This window comes from Kocuria arenosa (assembly GCF_042879215.1).
Lineage (GTDB): Bacteria > Actinomycetota > Actinomycetes > Actinomycetales > Micrococcaceae > Kocuria > Kocuria arenosa.
Genome location: NZ_JBHZTA010000003.1, coordinates 264,936 through 286,773, shown reverse-complemented (window position 1 = coordinate 286,773; position 21,838 = coordinate 264,936). Strand labels below are relative to the sequence as shown.

20 protein-coding genes and 1 pseudogene are annotated in these 21,838 nt (G+C 68.7%); 12 read left to right on the top strand and 9 right to left on the bottom strand.

Translation table 11 applies throughout. The features are described from left to right. Positions 1 to 55 precede the first annotated feature (55 nt). Together ACFYE3_RS07320 and ACFYE3_RS07315 are read left to right on the top strand one after the other, a co-directional pair. Positions 56 to 229 (top strand): hypothetical protein, encoded by a 174-nt coding sequence (locus ACFYE3_RS07320; protein WP_387607941.1) that lies wholly within the window; start codon positions 56 to 58, stop codon positions 227 to 229. Between the two features lie 23 nt (positions 230 to 252). After that, a complete protein-coding gene (locus ACFYE3_RS07315) occupies positions 253 to 705 on the top strand; it encodes a DoxX family protein (RefSeq protein WP_387607514.1) in 453 nt (150 codons plus the stop codon). Here the strand turns inward: ACFYE3_RS07315 and ACFYE3_RS07310 are convergent. Beyond that, positions 684 to 878 carry a hypothetical protein gene (locus tag ACFYE3_RS07310; protein ID WP_368821905.1) on the bottom strand — a complete coding sequence of 65 codons (195 nt, stop codon included), beginning with the start codon at positions 876 to 878 and terminating at the stop codon, positions 684 to 686. The two genes, ACFYE3_RS07315 and ACFYE3_RS07310, sit on opposite strands and share 22 nt — an antisense overlap. Before the next feature lie 196 nt (positions 879 to 1,074). Continuing rightward, positions 1,075 to 1,728, bottom strand: a complete 654-nt coding sequence (locus tag ACFYE3_RS07305; RefSeq protein WP_387607512.1) for a hypothetical protein — start codon at positions 1,726 to 1,728, stop codon at positions 1,075 to 1,077. 150 nt (positions 1,729 to 1,878) lie between these two features. Between ACFYE3_RS07305 and ACFYE3_RS07300 the strand changes: the two genes are divergently transcribed. Beyond that, positions 1,879 to 2,427, top strand: a complete 549-nt coding sequence (locus ACFYE3_RS07300; protein ID WP_387607510.1) for a MarR family winged helix-turn-helix transcriptional regulator — start codon at positions 1,879 to 1,881, stop codon at positions 2,425 to 2,427. A gap of 122 nt (positions 2,428 to 2,549) precedes the next feature. Then, entirely contained in the window at positions 2,550 to 2,744 is a 195-nt protein-coding gene (locus tag ACFYE3_RS07295; protein ID WP_387607507.1) for a CsbD family protein, read from the top strand. Between the two features lie 278 nt (positions 2,745 to 3,022). Here the strand turns inward: ACFYE3_RS07295 and ACFYE3_RS07290 are convergent, their stop codons facing one another. The 3 genes from ACFYE3_RS07290 to ACFYE3_RS07280 form a co-directional block, all read right to left on the bottom strand. Next, positions 3,023 to 4,582, bottom strand: coding sequence for a CoA-acylating methylmalonate-semialdehyde dehydrogenase (locus tag ACFYE3_RS07290; protein WP_387607505.1), 1,560 nt, complete (start codon positions 4,580 to 4,582; stop codon positions 3,023 to 3,025). Positions 4,583 to 4,617: 35 nt separating this feature from the next. Further along, positions 4,618 to 5,538, bottom strand: coding sequence for a 3-hydroxyisobutyrate dehydrogenase (mmsB, locus tag ACFYE3_RS07285; RefSeq protein ID WP_387607503.1), 921 nt, complete (start codon positions 5,536 to 5,538; stop codon positions 4,618 to 4,620). A gap of 166 nt (positions 5,539 to 5,704) precedes the next feature. Beyond that, positions 5,705 to 7,102, bottom strand: coding sequence for an MFS transporter (locus ACFYE3_RS07280; protein WP_387607501.1), 1,398 nt, complete (start codon positions 7,100 to 7,102; stop codon positions 5,705 to 5,707). Between the two features lie 178 nt (positions 7,103 to 7,280). Here ACFYE3_RS07280 and ACFYE3_RS07275 point away from each other — a divergent pair, with 178 nt between their 5' ends. Both ACFYE3_RS07275 and ACFYE3_RS07270 read left to right on the top strand, forming a co-directional pair. After that, positions 7,281 to 8,183 carry a LysR family transcriptional regulator gene (locus ACFYE3_RS07275; protein ID WP_387607499.1) on the top strand — a complete coding sequence of 301 codons (903 nt, stop codon included), beginning with the start codon at positions 7,281 to 7,283 and terminating at the stop codon, positions 8,181 to 8,183. A gap of 120 nt (positions 8,184 to 8,303) precedes the next feature. Further along, complete coding sequence (locus ACFYE3_RS07270; protein ID WP_387607497.1) at positions 8,304 to 9,386, top strand: aldo/keto reductase; 1,083 nt, start codon at positions 8,304 to 8,306, stop codon at positions 9,384 to 9,386. 86 nt (positions 9,387 to 9,472) lie between these two features. On the opposite strand, the gene ACFYE3_RS07265 is transcribed toward ACFYE3_RS07270, so the two are convergent. Beyond that, on the bottom strand, positions 9,473 to 11,158 hold the full coding sequence (locus ACFYE3_RS07265) for a NupC/NupG family nucleoside CNT transporter (RefSeq protein ID WP_387607495.1): 1,686 nt from the start codon (positions 11,156 to 11,158) through the stop codon (positions 9,473 to 9,475). Positions 11,159 to 11,312: 154 nt separating this feature from the next. On the opposite strand from ACFYE3_RS07265, the pseudogene ACFYE3_RS07260 reads away from it, so the two are divergent. From ACFYE3_RS07260 to ACFYE3_RS07250, 3 genes and pseudogenes are all read left to right on the top strand, one after another. Beyond that, a pseudogene (locus ACFYE3_RS07260) lies at positions 11,313 to 12,194 on the top strand (nucleoside hydrolase); the annotation flags it as partial. A 75-nt stretch (positions 12,195 to 12,269) separates the two neighbouring features. Next, complete coding sequence (locus tag ACFYE3_RS07255) at positions 12,270 to 13,169, top strand: ribokinase (protein ID WP_387607924.1); 900 nt, start codon at positions 12,270 to 12,272, stop codon at positions 13,167 to 13,169. Positions 13,170 to 13,212: 43 nt separating this feature from the next. Continuing rightward, a complete protein-coding gene (locus ACFYE3_RS07250; protein ID WP_387607493.1) occupies positions 13,213 to 14,283 on the top strand; it encodes a CPBP family intramembrane glutamic endopeptidase in 1,071 nt (356 codons plus the stop codon). Positions 14,284 to 14,346: 63 nt separating this feature from the next. Here the strand turns inward: ACFYE3_RS07250 and ACFYE3_RS07245 are convergent, their stop codons facing one another. After that, positions 14,347 to 14,643 (bottom strand): hypothetical protein, encoded by a 297-nt coding sequence (locus tag ACFYE3_RS07245; RefSeq protein ID WP_387607490.1) that lies wholly within the window; start codon positions 14,641 to 14,643, stop codon positions 14,347 to 14,349. 157 nt (positions 14,644 to 14,800) lie between these two features. Between ACFYE3_RS07245 and ACFYE3_RS07240 the strand changes: the two genes are divergently transcribed. Continuing rightward, on the top strand, positions 14,801 to 15,907 hold the full coding sequence (locus ACFYE3_RS07240; RefSeq protein ID WP_387607488.1) for a zinc-binding dehydrogenase: 1,107 nt from the start codon (positions 14,801 to 14,803) through the stop codon (positions 15,905 to 15,907). A gap of 161 nt (positions 15,908 to 16,068) precedes the next feature. Here ACFYE3_RS07240 and ACFYE3_RS07235 read toward each other — a convergent pair whose 3' ends face one another. Continuing rightward, the gene (locus ACFYE3_RS07235; protein WP_387607485.1) at positions 16,069 to 17,031 is read right to left on the bottom strand and encodes a restriction endonuclease; all 963 of its coding nucleotides are present in this window, start codon (positions 17,029 to 17,031) and stop codon (positions 16,069 to 16,071) included. Positions 17,032 to 17,893: 862 nt separating this feature from the next. Beyond that, positions 17,894 to 19,030, bottom strand: a complete 1,137-nt coding sequence (locus tag ACFYE3_RS07230) for a DNA cytosine methyltransferase (RefSeq protein ID WP_387607483.1) — start codon at positions 19,028 to 19,030, stop codon at positions 17,894 to 17,896. Between the two features lie 27 nt (positions 19,031 to 19,057). Here ACFYE3_RS07230 and ACFYE3_RS07225 point away from each other — a divergent pair, with 27 nt between their 5' ends. Both ACFYE3_RS07225 and ACFYE3_RS07220 read left to right on the top strand, forming a co-directional pair. Further along, positions 19,058 to 19,543, top strand: coding sequence for a very short patch repair endonuclease (locus tag ACFYE3_RS07225; RefSeq protein WP_387607480.1), 486 nt, complete (start codon positions 19,058 to 19,060; stop codon positions 19,541 to 19,543). Between the two features lie 417 nt (positions 19,544 to 19,960). Then, on the top strand, positions 19,961 to 21,793 hold the full coding sequence (locus tag ACFYE3_RS07220) for a UvrD-helicase domain-containing protein (RefSeq protein ID WP_387607479.1): 1,833 nt from the start codon (positions 19,961 to 19,963) through the stop codon (positions 21,791 to 21,793). Positions 21,794 to 21,838 lie beyond the last annotated feature (45 nt).

The following is a 21,838-nucleotide window of genomic DNA, read 5'->3' as shown; positions in this document are numbered from 1 at the left end:
CCCTGTTCTACGTGGGGGACCCGCACATGGCCAGGGGTCCGACCTGGACGTGGCGATGCGCCGGGCCGTGGTCAACGCCCTCGACTTCCTCGAGAACGACAGGGGCATGGACCGGGCGGTGGCCTACGCCTACCTCTCGGCCGCCGCGGACTTCGCCGTCTCCCAGGTGGTGGACCGCACCGTGGGGGTGCACGGGCTGATCCGCAAGGCGGACTTCGACCGCTCCTGAGCCTGCACTGTTAATCTGCGGGCATGACATCCTCCGACGGGGCCCCCGCCAGGTCCCTGCCGCGCACGCTCGCGCGGGTGCTCCTCGGGCTCGCCCTGCTCGGCGCCGGGATCAGCCACCTCACGGTGGCCCGTCAGGAGTTCACGGCCCAGGTGCCCGAGTGGGTGCCCGTGCCCGACGACGCCGTGGTGCTCGGGTCCGGGGTGGTGGAGATTCTCCTCGGCGCCGCGCTGGTGGTCCTGCCCCGGCGGCGGGTGCTGCTCGGGTGGCTCGCCGCGGCGTTCTTCGTGGCCGTGTTCCCGGGCAACGTCTCGCAGTACCTCACGCGCACCGACGCCTTCGGCCTGGACACGGACCGCGCCCGGGCCGTGCGCCTGCTGTTCCAGCCGCTGCTCGTGCTGTGGGCGCTGTGGTCCACCGGGGCGTGGCGGGCGTGGCGCCGACCCCGCCGGGATCAGTCCCGCCGGTCGGCGTAACGGTCGGCGTAGCGGTCCCGCGCGCGCCGGTACAGGGTGAACGTGCCGAGATAGGCGAGGGCCGCGAGCACCACGACGGGCAGCCACTCCTGGGCGTCCACGGAGGTCAGCAGCGCCCCGGCCGAGGTCAGCACCAGGGCCAGGACGAGCAGGCTCGCGACGATCGACTTCACGGGCGTCCTTCCGGGGCGCGGGGGTGGATCGGAACCCCTCCAGCGTAGCGGCCCAGCAGGAGCTGCCCGGAGGCAATGGACCGGAAGGAGCAGCCCGGCGGTGGACCGGGGGCATCGGCCCCGCAGGACCAGGTCGGTGACGGTGGCCCGGCGGCAGCGACTCGACGACAGCAGCCCGACGGAGAGGGGCCGGGGATCAGCAGGCCGCGGCGAGCGCGGGGCCGGACCCACCCGCGCGGGACTGCGCGGGGACGTCCCCCAGGCGCAGCAGGTCCTCCACGTCCGCCTCGTCGAGAGCGGCCTCGCGGGCCAGGAGGGCAGTCGGCACGCCGTGGCGCACGGCCAGGCGGAGCTCGTCGCGCAGGGCCTCGACGGCCTGGTCCAGCCGCCAGCGCTCGGTCTCGAGGCCGGCCTCGAAGGCGCAGAGGCGCTGTGCCGGCTCCTCGGCGTCCCGGGAGGCGAGGGGGCCGGCGTCCGCGAGGGCCTGGTCGAAGGACCACTCGGCGGTCTCGACGCGTCCGGCCGCGGCCAGCACCCGCCGGGTGAAGAACGGGCGGAACAGCATCGTCTCGCCGTCGGGAACGATCGAGGGCACCGTGCCCTCGGGCAGCGCGGTCTCCTGCAGGAAGCCGCAGCCGCACGCGTGCACCCGCCGGCCCTCGACCGCGGCCTGGGCCACGGCGTGGTTGACGCGGTCCTGCACCTCGGCGAAGTCGAGGGTGCGCACCGGCATGGGCTGCCCGCAGTGCACGGGGAAGGCAGAGACGTCCCTCGGATCGTCCTGGACCGCCCGGAGGAATGAGAGGTCGGCCTGCTCGTCGGTGCTCCTGGACTTCTGCTGCTGGCTCATTCCTCGACCTCTTCCTCACGTACCCTGCTGCGTTCCGCTGCGACTGCCTGCGGGCTCCGGGAGAAACCGCACGAGTCCCATCGAACAGCAGTATTGCTAGGTTGTCTAGTTATCAGAGAATCTCTTTTGTAGATCGCTTACACTATGGGCATGAGCGCACAACCCGAGACCTCCGGCTACTGGTACGCCACCGAGGGCCAGCGCCCGCCGGCGCTGCAGGTCCTCGAGGCCATGCGCGCGTACCGCGCGGCCGAGACGGCCATGCGCCTCCGGACCCGTGAGTCCATGGGCATGGGGGAGAGGGACGTGCTGGCCCTGCGCTACCTGCTCGCGGCGGACCGCTCCGGGACCCCCCTGAGTCCGCGGGACCTGGCGAGCAAGCTGGGCATTTCCTCGGCCTCCACCACCACGCTGCTGGACCGGCTGACCCGCAGCGGCCACGTGGCGCGCCGCCCGCACCCCACGGACCGGCGGGCGCTGGTGATCGTGGCCACCGACGAGGCCGACTGCGAGGTCCGCTCCACCCTCGGGGCCGTGCACGAGCGCATGATGCGCGCGGCGCGCGCGCTGACCGCCGAGGAGGCCGCCACCGTCACCGCCTTCCTGCACGCGATGGCGGAGGCGGTGGAGGCCGTCGACGAGACCCAGCCCGAGGCGCGGGTCGAGGACCGCCGGCATCAAGGCCCCGGGGCCGCCTGAATCGGGCGCCCGCCCCGCCGGGCACCGCACCGGCAGGTCGCCGCTCGCGCGGGACCTCACGGCACCAGGTGTCCGGCGCCAGACCCCCGGCACAGGACGCCGGGGCACGAAAGGAGATCCCCATGGGACTCGACGACAAGATCCGCAACGCCACCGACAAGGCGGTCGGCTCGGCCAAGGAGGCGGTCGGGGGCGCCACCGACAACCGCGACCTGCAGGCGGAGGGCAAGGTGCAGAAGACGGCCGGGAGCACGAAACAGGCCGGCGAGCACCTGAAGGACGCCGCCCGGAACGTCGGCGGCGGCCTGAAGAGCTGAGGCGGCGAGTGCGCCCCCGGGCCCGGGAGAGGGTGGGGGCGCACCGTTGCGCCGCAGCGCACCGTGCAGACCGGACCCGCCGGGGAACGGGCCGCCGGTCCGCGGCACCGGTGTGTGAGCCAGCGCCGGACAATAACCTACCAGTCGGTATGCACTGCCGGGACCACCCTGGTCGTCCTCCGACCACGGCGGACCGCCCCCCTGCCACGAAGCCGGTCCCCGCCCTCCGTGCGGGAGGCGAGGACCGGCGTCGTCGTGCCTGAGCTCCGGCGGACCCGTCAGTGGGTCGGGAAGCCCAGGTTGATCTGGGACTCCGAGGGCTCCGGCCAGCGTGTGGTGACGAGCTTGCGGCGGGTGTAGAAGTTGAAGGCCTCCGGGCCGTACATGTGGGTGTCGCCGAACAGGGAGTTCTTCCAGCCGCCGAAGGAGAACGCGCCGATCGGCACCGGGATCGGGACGTTGACCCCGACCATGCCGACCTCGATCTCGAACTCGAACTGCCTCGCGGTCTTGCCGTCGCGGGTGAACACCGCCACCCCGTTGGCGAACTGGTTGGTGTTGATCAGCCGCACGGCCTCCTCGTAGGTGTCCACCCGCACCACGGACAGGACGGGTCCGAAGATCTCCTCGTCGTAGGCCTTCATGCCCGGCCTCACGTGGTCCAGCAGCGACACCCCGGTGAAGAAGCCCTCGCCGTCGAACTCCTGGGCCGTGCCGTCGACGACGACGGTCGCGCCCTCCGCGGACGCCCCCGTCACGTAGCCGTTGACCCGGTCCAGGGCCGCCCTCGTGATGAGCGGGCCCATCTCCGAGTCCGGGTCGGTGCCGTCGCCGATGGTCAGCTTCGCGATCCGCTCCTGGAGCCGCTCGATCAGCGGGTCGGCCACGTCCCCCACGGTGACCAGCACCGAGACCGCCATGCAGCGCTCGCCGGCGGAGCCGTAGGCGGCCGAGATCGCGGCGTCGGCGGCCCCGTCCAGGTCGGCGTCCGGCATGACCACCATGTGGTTCTTCGCCCCGCCCAGGGCCTGGACGCGCTTGCCGTGGACGGCCGCGGTCTCGTAGATGTACTTGGCGATCGGGGTGGAGCCCACGAAGGACACGGCCTTGACCAGCGGGTTGGTCAGCAGCTCGTCCACGGCCACCTTGTCCCCGTGCACCACGTTGAGCACCCCGGGCGGCAGGCCGGCCTCGGCGAAGGCCTCGGCGATCCACACCGCCGCCGAGGGGTCCCGCTCGGAGGGCTTGAGGATCACGGTGTTCCCGGCGGCGATCGCGGTGGTGATCATCCACAGCGGGACCATGGCGGGGAAGTTGAACGGGGTGATGCACGCGACCACCCCGACCGGCTGGCGGGTCTGGTGCACGTCCACCCCGGTGGCGGCCTGCTCGAGGAACTCGCCCTTCATGTGGTGCATCAGTCCCGCGCAGAACTGCACGTTCTCCAGTCCGCGGGCGACCTCCCCGGCCGCGTCCGAGAGGACCTTGCCGTGCTCGGCGGTGATGATCGCGGCCAGCTCCGGGATGCGCTCCCGGATGATGTTCTCGACCTTGAACATGATCGCCGAGCGCTTCGACAGCCCGGTGGCCCGCCAGGCGGGCAGGGCGAGCTCGGCGGCCTCCACGGCGGTGGCGACCTCCTCGGCGGAGGCCAGCAGCACCTGCTTGGCCACCTGCCCGGTCGCGGGGTTGTAGACGTCGGCGGTGCGTGCCGACCCGCCGTGGCGCTTGCCGTCGATGAAGTGCTCGATGACCGTCCCGGTGGTCCGGGGGTCCTGGCCGCCGCCGCGCGCCGCGTCCTGGCCGGCGCGCTCGGCGTTCTGCTTGGTGTCCTGCATGGTTCTCTCCTCGGTCGTGGTGATCTCGGTGCCGCTCAGGCCCGGTCCGGGTCCCAGCCCTGGATCTTCCCGTCCGGAGCGGCGTACTTGGTGATGAGGGAGCAGTCCTTGTCCCCGAGGCCCTCGTCGATGAGCTGCTGCAGCTTCTCGGCCACGAGGGCGGCCGCGGGCAGGTGCACGCCGGTCTGCTCGCCCGCCATGAGCGCCAGGCCGGCGTCCTTGGCGGCGAGGGCGGCGCTGAAGGTGGCCTCGAAGTTGTTGTTGGACGCGGCGGAGTCCACGATCCCGGGCACCGGGTACCAGGTCTGCAGCGCCCACGAGTTGCCGGAGGACACCGAGGCGATGTCCCAGAACACCTGGGGGTCCAGGCCCAGCCGGTCGGCGAGCACGGAGCCCTCGGCACAGGCCTCGAGGCAGATGAACAGCATCATGTTGTTGACGATCTTGGCGGCCTGGCCCGTGCCGGCCTCGCCCGTGGCCACGATCTTGCGGGCCATCGGCTCGATGAAGTGCCGGGCGGTCTCCACGACGCCGGGCTGCCCGCCCACCATGAAGGTCAGGGTGCCGGCCGCCGCGCCGCTGATCCCGCCGGAGACCGGTGCGTCCACGAAGCGGAAGCCCGCGTCCGCCGCGGCCCGGTGCAGGTCCATGGCGGTCTCCACGTCGATCGTGGAGCTGTCGATGAGCAGCGCGTCCTGCGGGGCGAGCGCGATGACGCCGCTGTCCCCGAGGTAGACCGCCCGGGCGTGCTCGCCCTTGGGGAGCATCGTGAAGACGACCTCCGCGCCCTGCAGCGCCTCCTCCATCGTGTCGAAGGTCTGCACCCCCTTGTCGCGGGCGGCCGCCATGGCGTCGGCGCTGACGTCGTGGCCGCGGACGTCGTAGCCCGCGTTCGCGAGGTTGGCGGACATCGGGTTGCCCATGTGGCCGAGGCCGATCCAGGTGATGGTGGTCATCGGGGAGTCCCTTCTGCAAGGTCGAGAACTGCGAGGTCGTGAACTGCGGAGTCGTGATCTGCGGGGTGTCGAGGGTGTCCAGAGGTGGGGCTCACGGACAGCGCGCCCAGCGGCGGACCGGGGAGCCGGTCCGCCGCTGGGCGCAAGTGGGTGCTGATGGCGGGAATCAGGAGGTCCGGTCCCGGGCGGACTTCTCCTCGGAGAGCCGGCGCCGGTCCTCGGCGTCGACGTCCTGGAGGGAGATGCCCTTGGTCTCGCGCAGCGTCCACACCGAGAACAGGGTGATGAGGCAGGCGATGGCGATGTAGATGGCGATCGGCACCCAGGAGTTGAACTCGCGCAGCAGGGCGGTAGCGATGATCGGGGCCAGCGAGCCGGCCACGATCGAGGTCACCTGGTAGCCCAGGGAGACGCCTGAGTAGCGCATCCGGGTGGGGAACATCTCGGCCATGATCGCCGGCTGCCCGGCGTACATGAGCGCGTGGATCATCAGGCCGATGGTGATGGCCGCCAGGATGATGAAGCTGTTGTCGGTGTCGAACATCGGGAAGGCGATGAACGCCCAGAAGATGCCGAGGAAGGCGCCCGCGGCGTACATCGGGCGGCGGCCCACCTTGTCGGTGGCCCGGCCGACGAGCGGCACGCAGATCGCGTGGATCACGTGGGCGATCAGCAGCAGGAGCAGGATCCGGCTGGTGTCGACGTCCCGCTGGGTGGACAGGTAGGTGATCGAGAAGGTCACCACCACGTAGTAGAGGATGTTCTCCGCGAAGCGCAGGCCCATGGCGCCGAAGACGCCGCGGGGGTACCGGCGGAAGACCTCGCCCACGCCGTAGGCGGCGGACTTCTCCTCGAGGACCTCCTTCTGGGCCTCCTTGAAGATCGCGGCGTCCGTCACGTGGGTGCGGATGTAGTAGCCGATGGCCACGATGACGATCGACAGCCAGAAGCCCACGCGCCAGCCCCAGGAGAGGAAGGCCTCCTCGGAGAGCGTGAAGGACAGGGTGAGCAGCACGACGGTGGCCAGCAGGTTGCCCAGCGGCACGGCGGCCTGCGGGAAGCTGGACCAGAAGCCGCGCTCCTTGTTGGGGGAGTGCTCGGCCACGAGCAGGACGGCCCCGCCCCACTCGCCGCCCACCGCGAAGCCCTGCACGAAGCGCAGCACCACGAGCATCGCCGCGGCCCAGTATCCGACCTGGTCGTAGCCGGGCAGGCAGCCCATCAGGAACGTGGCGGCGCCGACCATGACGATCGAGATCTGCAGCAGGTGCTTGCGCCCGTACTTGTCGCCGAAGTGGCCGAAGACGATGCCGCCCAGCGGGCGGGCGATGAAGCCGACCGCGTAGATCAGGAACGCCTTGAGGATGCCGTCCAGCGGGTTGCCGGTGTCCACGAAGAACAGCTGGCCGAAGACCAGGGTGGACGCAGTGGCGAAGAGGAAGAACTCGTACCACTCCACGACCGTGCCGGCCATCGAGGCCGCCACGACCTTCTTCAGCCCACCCCGGTTCTCGGGCGAGTCGTTCGGGTCCGCCGAGGCGGCGACCCTGTCCTCAGTGCTCATGGAACTCTCCTCCTGCTGGGGAAACGGTGACTGTAGTCACATTGTTTGCCTACAGTGTGCGGATATGTGTTGCGCTTCACAATGACCATGCGCTCGCGGTGCCTGTGCAAAAATGCACATACCGCCCGGTCGTGTGCGTTCCCCGGGGGCCGGTCCAGTCCTTCGGAGGAGTTCCCCCTTGTCGCACGGTGCCGACGACCTCCTGCTCCTGCTCGCGGTGGTCCGCCACGGTTCCTACGCCGGCGCCGCCGCGGACCTCGGGCTCAGTCACACGACCGTGTCGCGGCGGATGGCCGCGCTCGAGAAGACCGTGGGCGCCCGGCTGCTCGTGCGCACCGGGGAGATGTGGGAGCCCAGCGAGCTCGGCCGGAAGTTCGTGGCCGCCGGCGAGGAGATCGAGGCCGCCATGGGCTCCCTCCCGCTCGGCGCGGGCGGACGCGGCAACTCCATCAACGGCGTGGTGCGGGCACTGGCCCCGGACGGCTTCGGCGGCGTGGTGATGGGCGCGGCCATGCGGCGGCTCATCGAGGAGCACCCCGGGGTGCGGCTGGAGATGATCAACGCGGCCCGGCGGGCGCAGACCAATCCGGTGGGCATCGACCTGGAGGTGGTCGTCGGGCGTCCGGAGGTCTCCCGCAAGGAGGCCTTCCACCTGGCCGACTACTCGCTGGGCGTCTACGCCTCACGGGACTACCTCGCGGCCCACCCGGCCATCCGCACGTCCGAACAGGTGCAGGAGCACCCGCTCATCTACTTCGTGGACTCCATGCAGGACGTGGCCGAGCTCGACATCCCGCGCCGGCGGTTCCCGCGGATGCGCCAGGGCGTGGGGGCGACGTCCTCGGTGGTGCACGTGGAGCTCACCCGCGCGGGCGCGGGGGTCGGGCTGCTGCCGTGCTATCTCGCCGAGCGCACCGGGGACCTGGTGCGGCTCTTCCCGGAGGAGCTGTGGTTCCCCGTGGAGTACTGGGTGGTCTCGCGCGCCGACCTGCTGCGCCGGCCCGCCGTGCAGGCGGTCATGACCGCCATCCGCGCGGCCGTGGCCGACATGAAGGAGGAGCTCGTCGCCGCTCCGCGGTGAGCGACCCCGGTCGGTGCACCCCCGGTCGGCTCTGAGTGAAGCCCCGTGTGCCGTCCAGGACGGTCGCCGTACGCTCGGGAACGACCCTGTCGCACGAGCACGACCAGAGGAGTTCGCCCCATGGAGTACACCCGACTCGGCAGTTCCGGCCTCTACGTCTCCCGGCTGGCCCTGGGGACCGTTCCCTTCGGCTCCGGCGGGGGGTTCGAGAAGATCGCGGGGGTCCAGGCCGGCGAGGCCCGGCGCCAGCTCGACGAGGCCCTGGACCGCGGCGTGAACTTCATCGACACCGCCAACCTGTACTCGGGCGGGGATGCCGAGCGGGTCCTGGGCGAGGTCCTGGGGAGCAAGCGGGACGACGTCGTCCTCACCTCCAAGGCGCGGACCCCCACCGGGGACGGCCCGAACGACGGCGGCGCCGGCCGGATCCACCTGACCCGCGCCGTCGAGGACAGCCTGGAGCGGTTGAGGACCGACCGCCTCGACCTGCTCTACCTCCACCAGTGGGACGGGCAGACCCCGATCACGGAGACCATCGCCACCGCCAACGAGCTGATCCGGGCCGGGAAGATCCGGTACTGGGGCGTCTCCAACTACAACGGGTGGCAGCTGGCCAAGACGGTGTACGAGGCCCGGGCGGCCGGTCTGGAGGGCCCGATCGCCCACCAGGCCTACTACACGCCGGAGGCCCGGGAGATCGAGTACGAGATCGTCCCGGCCGCCCGGGACCTCGGGGTCGCGACCTTCGGCTGGAGCCCGCTGGGGGAGGGCCTGCTCAACGGGAAGGTCCGCCGCGGCGCCGAGACCCCGCCCGACACCCGCCAGGGCACCGGCTGGCCCGAGCCTCACGTGGTGGACCGGGAGCGCGCCTACGACCTGATCGAGCTTTTCGACGAGATCGCCGGGGAGCTCGGCTGGTCGATCCCTCAGGTGGTGATCTCCTGGATCCTGGGCCGCCCGGGCATCGCCGGGACCGTGATCGCCGCGCGCAGGTTCGAGCACCTCAAGGAGGACCTCGACGCCGCCGAGCTGACGCTGCCGCAGGAGGCCCGGGACCGCATCACCAGGGCGTCGCAGCTGCCCGCGTACTACCCGCTGTGGCACCGGCTGCTCAACGGCCAGGACCGGCCCGAGCCCGCGGAGGCGGAGTTCTACGCCGAGCAGCGGGGCCACGTCCTCGGGGAGGACCGGACCGAGGCGTAGAAGGCCGGTCTTCTCGGGACCGCGACGCACCAGGACCCTGCCGGGAACCGGCGGGCGCCCCGGTCTGCCGGGCTTCCCCGAGGCGGTCAGCCGATGAGCATGCCCGCGATCGCGGCGCTCATGAGGTTGGCGAGCGTCCCGCCGAGCACGGCCAGCAGGCCGAGCCGGGCGATGTCCCGGCGGCGGCTCGGGGCGATGCCGCCGAGCCCGCCCAGGAGGATCGCCAGGGAGCCGAGGTTCGCGAATCCGGTCAGGGCGAAGGTCACGATGGCCTGGGTCTTCGGGGAGTAGTCCCCGATCTGCGGGGCGAAGTCGGCGAACGCCACGAACTCGTTGAGCACGAGCTTCTGCCCGAGGAAGCTGCCGGCGTCGAGCGCCTCGACCCAGGGCACCCCCACGGCGAACATCACCGGCGCGAAGACGTACCCGAGGATCTGCTCGAGGGTGAGATCCCCCTGGCCGAACAGGCCGCCGACCGCGCCCAGAATGATGTTGACCAGCGCGATGAGCGAGATGAAGGCGATGAGCATGGCGCCGACGTTGAGGGCCAGGCTCAGGCCGTCGGACGCGCCGCGGGCGGCGGCGTCGATGACGTTGGCCGGTGCCTCGTCCTCCTCGACCGGTCCGCCCGCCGCGTCCGTCGCGGACACCCGCGCCGGGTCGGCGGACCGGGCGGCGTCGTCGGTGCGGGCGGCGTCGTCGGTCCGGGTGCCGTCATCTGGCCGGGTGCCGTCGTCGGGCCGGGCCGCGTCCTCGGGGCGTTCCGCGTCATGGGGGTGTTCCGCGTCATGGGGCCGGGCGGCGTCGTGGCGGTCGCCGGCGTTTCGCGCTGCGGCCTGGGCGTCCTGGCGCCGGGCGATCTCGAGAGCCGCGTGCGAGGTTGCCCCGCGACGGGTGCCCCCGGCGAGCCACCGGCGCGCCCCGCCGCGCTCGTCGCCCGCCGGTCCGGCCCGTCCCGGGCGGTCCTGCGCCGGGTCGCCGGTGCCCCGCTCGGTGCCTCGCTCGGTGCCTCGCTCGGTGTCCGGGGCGGTGCCCCGGTCGGTGCCCGAGCCGGTGCTGGACGGGTCGCCGGCCGCGTCCGGAGCACCCGCGGACGCGGCGTCCGGCGCGTCCTCCAGCGCCCCGGCGGGGACGAGGAGCTTGGCCATGAGCAGCGCGGCCGGTGCCGCCATGAACGAGGCGGCGATGAGGTACTCGAGCGGCGCCCCGAGCAGGGAGTAGCCCACGAGCACCGAGCCGGCCACGGTCGCCAGCCCGCCGCACATCACGGCGAACAGCTCGGAGCGGGACATCCCGGCCACGTACGGCCGGATGACCAGCGGCGCCTCGGTCTGCCCCACGAAGATGTTGGCGGCCGCGTTCATCGACTCCGGCGTGGTGGTGCCGAGCAGCTTCGCCAGCCCGCCTCCGATGATCTTCACGACCCACTGCAGGACGCCCAGGTAGTAGAGCACCGAGGTCAGGGCCGCGAAGAACACGATGACCGGCAGCACCTGGAAGGCGAAGACCGAGCCCTCCTCGGGCAGGACCGGGCCGAAGAGGAAGTCGATGCCGGCGGCGGAGGAGTTGATGACGGCCTGGACCCCCAGGGTGACGGTCTCGAGCCCGGCGCGGCCGGCCGGGACGTAGAGCACGAGCACACCGAAGCCCACCTGGATGGCCAGCGCCAGGGCGACCGTCCGGATCCGGATCCTGCGGCGGTCCACCGAGAACAGGACGGCGATGGCGAGGATCACGATCATCCCGCCGATGCCCCAGAGCACGTCGACCATGTGGGTTGTCCTTCCGTCGAGGAGGCCCGGGCCGCGGGCCGAGACGTCGGTGCGGAGTCCACCCGGTGCGATCGGCGACGCCGGCGTGGTACCGGGTACTTTAGCCTGAGCGGTGCGAGGTCTCCTTCCTCGACCGACTCGAAGGGTGAGAGCGATGGCTGATCCGGATGCCCGACTCGTCTACCTGGACTGTGACACCGGCATCGACGACGCCGTCGCCCTGACCTACCTGGCGGCCACGCCCTCGGTCGACCTGCGCGGCATCGGCACCGTCAGCGGCAACACCGACGCCGTGACCGCCGCCCGCAACACCGTGGACCTGCTGGCTCTGCTGGGCCGGCCGGACATCCCGGTCGCCGTCGGCGCCCAGGACCCGCTCGGCAACCGGTTCGGCGGAGGCAGCCCGGACGTGCACGGCGCCGACGGCATCGGGGGCGTGCCGCTGCCGAGGGCGGACGCCGGGCCGGTGGCCGAAGCGGCGGACGCGCTGCTGATCCGGCTGGCCCACGAGCATCCGGGCGAGCTCCACGTGGTGGCCGTCGGCCCGCTGACCAATCTCGCCCGTGCCCTGCGACAGGATCCCGCCCTGCCCGAGCTGGTGGCCGGCGTCACCGTCATGGGCGGTGCCGCCCTGGTCCCCGGCAACCGGACGCCGGTCGCCGAGGCCAACATCCTGAGCGACCCCGAGGCGGCCGCCGAGGTGCTCGCCGCCCCGTGGGAGGTGACCCTGGTGCCGCTGGACGTCACCATGGTCCACCTCCTGGACGAGGGCCAGCGGGAGCGGATCGCCGCCATCGACCATCCCGTGATGCCGGTGCTGGCCACGATGCTCGAGCACTACTCCGGCTTCTACGCCGGGATCCTCGGCCGGCCGTCGTCCGCCCTGCACGATCCGCTGGCCGCGGCGGTGGCGGTCGGCACCGTGCGGCTCGGCCTCGCACCGGTGGTCCGCGTCCAGGTGGACACGACCGACGGACCCGGGCGCGGCCAGACGATCTGCGACCTGCGCGGCCGCTACGCCGGGTATCCCCCGGTGGCCGGCGCCCGCTGCCGCGTGGTGCTCGAGCTGGCCGAGGACTTCGCGCCGCACCTGCTGAGCTCGCTCCGCCGGCTGGACCGGTCCGGGCCGGCGGAACCCGCACGGCCGGCGCTCACGGTGGTGGGCAGCATCAACATCGACCTGACGGCGGTGTGCGAGCGGCTGCCCGCCCCCAGAGAGACCGTCGGTGGCGCGACCCTGCAGCGGCAGCCGGGCGGCAAGGGCGCCAACCAGGCCGTCGCCGCCGCACGACTCGTCGGGCGTGCCCGGATGATCGGGGCCGTCGGCGACGACCTGGACGGCGACGAGGTCCTCCGCGGCATGGCGGCCGCCGGGGTCGACACCGCCGGCATCGGACGCGTGCCGGCGCCGACCGGCACCGCCCTCATCGCCGTGGACCGGCAGGGGGAGAACCAGATCGCCGTCTGCACCGGTGCCAACGCCGCGGTGTCCCTCGAGGGCGTGAGCTTCACGTCCGAGGATGTTGTGCTCTGCCAGCTGGAGATCGAGCTCGACACGGTGCACGAGACGGCCCGGCGGACACCGGGCTACTTCGCCCTGAACGCCGCCCCGGCCAGGCCCCTCCCGGAGGAGCTGGTGGACCGGTGCGACCTCATCGTGGTCAACGAGACCGAATACGCCCTCATGCCCGAGCTCGCCGACGCCAGGCTGGTCGCGGTGACCTACGGCGCCGAGGGCTCGGCCCTCTACGAGCACGGTCGCCGAGTCGCCTCTGCCTCCGGCCACCCGGTGGACGTGGTCAGCACGGTCGGCGCCGGCGACGCGTTCTGCGCCGCGCTGGTGCTCGCCCTCACCTCGGGGCTCGACCACGAGACGGCGCTCCGGGCCGCCAACGCGGTGGGCGCGCATGCCGCTGGCGACTCCTCCGCGCAACCGGGCTTCCTCCCGTTGGCGCACTACCTTCCGTCCGCTGACGACGTCGATCGAGCACCCGGCGCCGACCTGGACTGACCTCCGGAGGAGCCGGGTCGGCGCCGGGAACTACCCTGGGCGCATGACCTCGAACCCTCCGCGGCGACCGGCTCCCTGGCAGACCGGCGGGCCTGGCGCGCACGTTCCCCCGGGCGCCGGACACCCCGGTCCGTCCGCCGGGTGGCCGGGTGCGCCGGTCCCGTACCACGGCCCGCCGCGGGGCGCCGTTCCTTCCCCGGGCGTTCCGAAGACGACGGCGCCGCTCACCCACTCCGAGTTCTACCGCACGCCGGGGAACCGCTGGTGGAAGGGGCTGGTCAGCATCCTGGCCCTCGGCGCGGCGATCGCCCTGTTCTCGATCGCGCTGTCCCTCGGCGGCACGCTGGTCGACCTCCTGCTGGGCAGCACCACCCTGGAGGAGCTGGGGAGGGGGCAGATCACCCTGACGCCGGTGCTGCTGCTGGCGACCAACCTGTCGCTGATCGCCTCGGCCGCGGTCGCGGTGGTCCTGCACCGGTATCTGCACCGGCAGCCGGTCGGCACGCTCCACGCGGTGGCCGGCCGTTTCCGGTGGGACTGGCTGGGGCGGGCGTCCGTCGTCGTCGTCCCGCTGTTCGTGGCCTACGTGGCGGTCATCGTCCTCATCGAGACGCCGGGGCCGATCGTCCTGGACGCGACCGCCTGGGCCTTCCTCGCGATCGTCCTGCTGACCACGCCCCTGCAGGCGGCGTCCGAGGAGTACATGTTCCGGGGCGTCATCCAGCGTGCGGCCGGCTCGTGGGTCTCCGGGGCCGTGCCGTCCTTCGTGCTCGGCACCCTGGTGAGCGCGGTGCTGTTCTCCCTGGCGCACTTCGCCACGGACGGGTGGCTCATCGCCTACTACCTGGTCTTCGGTATCGCGATGTCGCTGCTGACCCAGTTCACGGGCGGGCTCGAGGCGGCCTCGCTCGTGCACGCGGCGAACAACGTGATGCTGTTCCTGGTGTCCGCGTCCACGGGGCAGATGAGCGAGGGGATGGACCGCTCGGCCGGTGTGGGCGGCCCGTTCATGCTGGCACCGATGGTCGTCATCGCCGCCATCGCCGCCGTCCTCATCGGCCTCGGCCGGTGGCGGGGCCTGCAGCGCCGGGCCGTTCCGCCGGTGGCCGCCTGAGGCCGCTCCGCCGGCGGAGCGGCGCGACCGGTGGGTGAGGCCCACCGGTCGTGATCCGGCCGACTACAGCTCGCGGTCCTCCACGACGTCGAGGTCGCGGAACGTGGGCTCCCCGTCCATGAGCTCGGTCAACCTCCTGGCGTACTCCTGGGTCTGCGGGAGCTGGGAGTTCTCCATGGCGGACTCGTAGGAGTCGAAGAAGACGATGTCGCAGTAGCGGTTCGGATCGTTGCGGTCCCTCGTCGACACGGCACGGCGAGCCGTTCGCTCTCCTTGCGAGGCCTGCTGCCATTCCGTGTAGACCTCGGCCACCTGATCCGGCTTCGAGGTGGTGTATTCGATCAGCTGGATGAAGGCCATCACGCACTCTCCTTGGGATGTGACCCCCCCCGGACCCACAGTTTAAGTCCGCGCGGCCGGGCCGGCGGACAGATGACGATCATGGTCCCTGTGTCCCGGTGGAGCAGAGGGTACGGTGAACGGCGTCACACCCGTGCACCGAACACCGGAGGTCGTCGTGAAGATTCGTGGAGCCGTCCTGGAGACCATGGAGGCCTCCGCCCCGTACGCCGAGTCGCAGCCGCTGCGCGTCGAGGAGCTCGAGCTCGGCGAGCCCGGGCCCACCGAGTTGCGCGTGCGGATCACGGCCGCCGGGGTGTGCCACTCCGACCTCTCCGTGGTGAACGGCAACCGGCCGCGGCCCCTGCCGATGCTGCTGGGGCACGAGGCGGCGGGCATCGTCGAGCACGTGGGCGCCGAGGTCACCGACCTGGCCGCGGGCCAGCACGTGGTGATGGCGTTCCTACCGCGCTGCGGCGAGTGCGCCGCGTGCAAGACGGAGGGCCTGCTGCCGTGCACGGTCGGCTCGAAGGCCAACGCCTCCGGCACCCTCATCGAGGGCTCCCAGCACCTCACCTCCGAGACCCGTGGCAACGTCTACCACCATCTGGGGGTCTCCGGGTTCGCCACCCACGCGGTGGTGGACCGGCGCTCCGTGGTGCCCGTGGGCGAGGACGTCCCGGCTGCGATCGCGGCCGTCATGGGGTGTGCGGTGCTCACCGGGGGAGGGGCCGTGATCAACGCGGCGCAGGCCACCCCCGACGACGCCGTGGCCGTGGTCGGTCTCGGCGGCGTGGGGCTCGCCGCGGTGCTGGTCGCCAAGGCCGTGGGCTGCCGCCGCGTGATCGCCGTGGATGCGCTGGCCGAGAAGCTGGAGCTGGCGAAGGAGTTCGGCGCGGACGAGGCGCTCACCCCGGACGAGCTCGTGGCGCTCGAGGACAGGCCGCGCGTGGTGATCGAGGCCGCCGGGCACCCGCGCGCGTTCGAGACCGCGTTCAATGCCACCGCCGTGGGCGGGGTGACCGTCACCGTGGGCCTGCCGGCGCCCGGCGCCATGTCCCAGATCGAGCCGCTGAAGATCACCGCCGAGGCCCGCCAGATCATCGGCAGCTACCTCGGCTCCGCCGTGCCGGCGGTGGACATCCCCAAGTACGAGCAGATGTGGCGCGACGGCGTGCTGCCCCTGGAGAAGCTGATCACCTCCCACATCACGCTGGACCAGATCAACGAGGCGATGGACGAGTTGGACGCGGGGCGGGCGGTGCGGCAGGTGATCGAGTTCTGAACAGTGAATCTATATGAAGGCTCATCACCCGTAGTCGATGGTGGCGCTCAATGGCACGCAATAGAGTCGAGGCCGTGTGTATATATGACGGCGTATCCTACTGGTTTCTTGAACACCTGTTCTCCGGCGTGTATTTGCCGCAAGCAATGCTTATGTTGGACCTAATGCTCGAATGCTGCAAAATAATCGTCGTGAATTTCCACGTCTTCGACGACACGTTCTTTCACGGTGACCCCCATGCCGAGATTTTTCAGAAGGCTGCATAGCTCCGAACCGTCGATCAGCTCAATCGAGGTCGCACCCTCTCGGCTGGCCTCCTTTCGAGCCTCCGAGGTGAAGCTGCTGGTCGTGAAAATAATTCCCTTGTCGCCACGTCCCGCCATCGCGCCCCTGAAATCCCGCACCGTGGGGGAGGAAATCTGACCCTGATAACGCTTGCACTGGAAGTAGACTCGGAATGACAACAGGGAAATCTTGAATGAGCCGACTCCGTCGATGCCTCCATCACGACTTCGTTGCGTAACCACGACATTGCTGAAGCCTGATTCACGGAGAAGTCTTTGAGAAAGACGCTCGAAGGCTATGGGGTCCATGCTGAGCAGGACCCGCAAGAGCCGCTCTTCCCAATCTAAGCTGTCAATTGCGTCTTCGCCAGAGGGGGTGACGCCAGCATCCCCAAGCATGAGAATGGTGGCTTCCTCTTGGGTTCTTGGAACGTCTGCCTTCACCGGGTAGGCGAATGCATGATCGGCCGAGCGGTTGTGCCGCTGAAGGATTTTCTCTCGCATATTGCTCGCTGCATCCCCACCCTGGCGAGCCGCCTGATAGAGAATCCGAGAGTCCTCCTCGGACACCTCAAACCCAATCCCGGTGAGGGACCAGACACCCCGAGAGCTGTTCTCCACCAGCCCCATTTTCTTGAGGAGAGTCCTCGCCCATGCCAGTCGATACCGAACCTCTGACCGTGTGCTGTCCTTGTGAGGAATCGACTGCTGCTCTTCGGAAAGCCCATCTGCCTCGATCACTCCGTTGTCGATCTCTTCAATAGAACCCGATCCGCCCATGTCTCGCATGACCTGCACGGTGGACCACTGGAGATCGACGTAGGAAGGGAGCTGACTCATGACCGCTAGCGTACGCTGTTGACGAAGGACGCACTGGATTTGCCGAGATTGTGCCATTGGTGCCGGCCACAGAACCACAGGCCCATGACGAGGGACTTTCGGATAGGTGCCCAGCCATCTGAGCGGGAAGACGACGACGTCCGTCCGGATGTCATGAGGTCCCTCTCATGCTTAGGGAGCATCCAGCAGATACGAATAACACCCCTCGTGCCGGGTCACGAGCATTGCAGCATGCGGACTGGTGGAATCTTTCGCGTAGAAGGAATCGTTCACGGACTGCTCAGGCGCAGGCAGCCTCAGGTCTGTACTCCAACTTGGCATGTAGACAAGCGCACCGACTTAAAAGGGATTGCCGCCAGTATTCCACAATGCGCGCCAATGGCGGTCGGCGCTTATCGATTTGCACGGCGCGCGCAATTATTCCACCGCGGCCTTTTCCGTTGAAGCCGGGAACTTGGACGGGTGAGGCGGATTCGTGCGGTGTGGGGCAGGGCGGTGAAGGCGAGGAACTCCTCGAGTCGACGACCCAACCATTCCTGCACGACTGCCAATACGGTGTCGTTGTGGGAGCGCTACACTCGGTCCCATCGAGCAAGACCACCTGCGGGGTTCGACCAGCCCGAGACGTGCATCATGAGGTGGAAGAGAGAAACCATCATGCTGCTTCGTCATCGACGCTGAAATACTCCGATGGGTGCCAGCGGTGTCCGTTGTCGTAATTCCGGGCATGGGCAACCCATCGCCCACAGGGTCTGTCGTCTCCACTTGCCATGGTGGACCAGGACGGGGCCCCGAAGGGTGCGCTCATGGGCCAGGAGCCCATGCTGCATTTTTCCGGGGTTCACGGATGCCAGTGCGCGTCTCAACGCGCGCTGAACTGCTTGGCGATGTGCTGTCCCAAAGCCCTTGCGAGTGGAATAGGTACGGCATTGCCGATCTGCTTGGTGATCTGGGTCAGGGATCCGACGAACTGGTAGGCGTCAGGAAATCCTTGAATGCGGGCTCCCTCGTGAATCGTGATGGCGCGATGCTGATCAGGGTGCAGGAACCGCCCCTTCTCAGGTTTGGTGAACTCGGTGCGAAGCGTGACCGAGGGCTTGTCCCACGAAAGGCGCCCAAGGACGTCCATAGACCCGGCGGTGTGCCTGCGCCAACACGCCATTTGTAGTGCCTCTGGGAGGTCCTTCCGACTGCCGTTCTGTGGAATCGATCGAAATCTTGCTAAGGAGATGTCCTGATATCTCCTGGTTACATGCAGCTCATCCGAGCGGAACCGCCCCTGTAGCTTCTTGCCTGCGATGGACACGTTGCGGATCTGCGGTTGGATGGAGGTGACTACGGGATCCAATTGACCGATGACTTCCCGCAGCGTGATCCAATTCTGAGCGCCAGGATGCGACGGTTCCGGGAAGCCTGGTGCCGGAAGGTCCCTGCGATGACCGATTACGATGACCCGTTTCCGGACTTGAGCGGCACCGTAGTCAGCGGAGTTGAGGATTCTGGCATCGAAGCGGTAGTTCGCGAGCATTCCTCTCGGGGAGGTCTCCTCCTCGAGGAGACGGTACTGCGGTGACGCCAAGAAGGCGGGGACATTTTCCATGACGAAGTAAAGAGGGCTTGCCGCCCAAACTGTTTCGGCGTAGTAACGCCATAAGAAATTGCGCTCGTCGTCGATTTCTCGTTTGCCAAGCGGGGAAAATCCTTGGCACGGAGGCCCGCCGATGACGATATCGGCTTTGGGGACGACTTCCTCGTCGAGCCAGTCCTGAATGCGCCCGCTGTAGACGACCTCGCCAAAATTGGCGGAATAACTAGCGGCCGCTTCCTGGTTCATCTCAACAGCGTGTACTACTTTGTACCGGTCGGACGCCTCGTGGAAGCCTTGGCTCAATCCTCCGGCACCCGAGAAAACGTCCAGGACGCGCAACGGTGGAATGCGGGAGGGGACCCGGATGTCGGTGACGGGTTTTTCCGGGCAGGGCAGGGGGAGTATGGGCACGGATCTGAAGTCTAGCCGGCCCTCGATGTGGCTCTGGTGGCCGACGAGGCTGGGCAGAGAGCTGTCCCGGTTGTGACGGCCCAGTTTTCAAAGGCCTCCAATCGCATGTCTCGGCAGCGACGTCGTGACACAGCGCCTGAGATCTGCCTGAGGCGTGAGCTGCATCGGCGAGGACTGCGATATCGGGTCGATGCGAAGCTGCCGGGAATGCCCCGGCGGCGGGCCGATGTTCTATTCACTCGTCGCAGGATCGCAGTGTTCGTCGACGGATGTTTCTGGCATTCCTGTCCTCTGCATGGCACCAGTCCGCAGACGAACGGAGAGTGGTGGCGGACCAAGTTGGCCGGGAACGTGGCCCGCGACCGGGATACCGATCAACGGCTGGAGGATTTTGGCTGGACCGTCCTGCGTTTCTGGGAGCACGAGGACATGGTCGTCGCTGCAGGAATTGTGGAGTCGGCGGCACGGGCGTGGGAGATTGATCCGGGGGACTTGAAGCCAGGTGACTCCTAGCGCGTCTCACCATAGTGTTGCGCCTCCGGGCATCCCTATTTTCATGTTGTCCCGTCCATACGGGACGCGGACAGCTATCGAGCTGGCCATACGTGTACTTCTTGGTAATATTCCACTGATCAATTACCAGTGGAGTCTTTTTGATGGGCGTATGCACGCCTGGGCGGCGCGGTGAGAGGGGGTCCCTCGAAGAGTTCGCTACAGTCAATAAATGCGTTCGTATGCCAGCTGGAGTGCATCCGGAATCCATGTCGACGAGGACTGGTCGCGATCTTGGTCCGGGGCCGTCGCGATGTCCGAGAGGGGGCTCATGCCATCGACGTCCATGTCGTTCCGCCGAGAGTCACTTGCGGCCGTGCTCTCGAGGAAATTCATCGTTCCTGTCGCTGCTGTTGTCCCGCGCGGTGACGGACCGTGGTGACTGTGCATCAGGACGCTTCCTCGCGGCTGTCGCCCGACCTGGACGAGAGTCAGGTCCTGGCCATCAAGATCGCTCCGGAGCATCGTCAGATCGTCATCGCAGGTCCAGGGTCGGGCAAAACCGAGGTCGTGTCCGCATTGGTGGAGCACCTTGTGGTCGATGAGGACGTGGACCCGGCTGACGGCATCCTGGTCATCAGCTTCTCCAACGCTGCTGTACACACCGTCGACGGTCGCTTGCGCAGCCGCGGTATTGCCCCTGTCACCGTTCAGACGATGGATTCTCTGGCGAGTGAAATTTTGATGGCTGCGGACGACGTGGAAATTGATTCACTCACATTCGACAGGCGTATCGAGCTCGCGGTTCGCCTGCTCAGGGAGAGCGATGCTGCAGTCGAGCGTTTTGCGAACGTCGAGCACCTGATCGTAGACGAGGTGCAGGACGTCGTCGGGATTCGAGCCGATTTCCTTCTGGCGATTGTCGATGTGCTGCCGGAGGAAACAGGCCTGAGCCTTCTCGGAGATCCCGCACAAGGAATCTATGACTTCCAGATCCGACCCGAGAGAGGTAAAAAGAAGCCGATTTCGGCGACGACGTCACAGGATTTGCTCCAGCGACTCTCCCGGATGGACGGTGTAGAGAGGAAGCGGCTGACTGGGCAGTACCGGGCCGCAAGTGACGATGCGCGTGAAGCCGCGGGACTGGGCCCGTCAGTCCTCAGCGGAGGCCAGCTCGGTGAGTTGGAGGACTTTGAGGCGGGAGTGAGGTTTATAGGTTCCGTCGAGCATGTCGTCGAGCTCGCGAATGAATGGGATGGTGTCACGGCATTTCTTACCCAGAACAACGGGCAGGCAATGCTCGTAGCGGAGCGCGTCGCCGAGATGGGCGCCCGGGTCGAGGTACGACGTTCGGCCCAGCAGCGGGTACTAGCGAGCTGGATCGCACGCTTGCTGGCGAATTCTCCGACCAGAAGCGTCAGTCAGGCGGAAGTGGAGAAGTTGATCGCTGCGGAGACGCCTGGCCTCGACGCTGCGATCGTCTGGAGGACGCTGAAGAGTGCTGCGGGCGGCAAAGGCAGCGAGATTGACATTCCGCGACTCGTGAACCGCTTGAAAGCCCGTCGGGCCCTTCCCCCGGACCTTCTGGACGCGCCCTCCGCTCCGTTCGTCGTCTCCACGATCCATCGTGCCAAGGGACTCGAGTTCGACAACGTCGTCCTCATCGACTTCCCTGAAAAATCATGGGCCGATGACGACGTAGACATCTCGGAAGATGCCCGTACACGTTTCGTGGCTCTGACCCGGGCTCGGATCCGTATCGTACGGACGGAGGGCCCCGACGACCGAAGCTTGCGTCAATTCTCGAGAGCATCGCTGCATTCCCACCGTTGGTACCGCGGAGGGTGGCAGAAGTGGATGACCTTCGGATACGAGATGCGGGTCGACGACATCGATCGAGACGGGCCAGGTGGTATTGACCCACAGCTCGCCCAGGAGTGCCTCGTAAGACAGGTGCGGGTGGGAGACACAATCCGCTTGGTCCTCGACCTGCAACGGTCGACGCCCTCCTATCCCGTCTACGACATGGTTCACGGCGATGTGGTCGTTGCTCGGACCTCCGTGACCTTCGGCGAAGACCTGGCCACGCGAATCGGAACACCCGACAAGATGAAGAGACCCTGGCCAAATCTGGCCGGCGCCCGCGTCGAGACCATTGCGACCGTGGCGGGGACTCCCCAATCCGGGCCCGTCGGACGCCACGGCTTGTGGCTCGCGCCGGTCGTCACCGGCATCCTCACGATCGACTGGAGCAGAGACGATGAAGACTGACCTACGACCCTGGTACACCGCGCGAGACCACATGGTGGAAGCCGT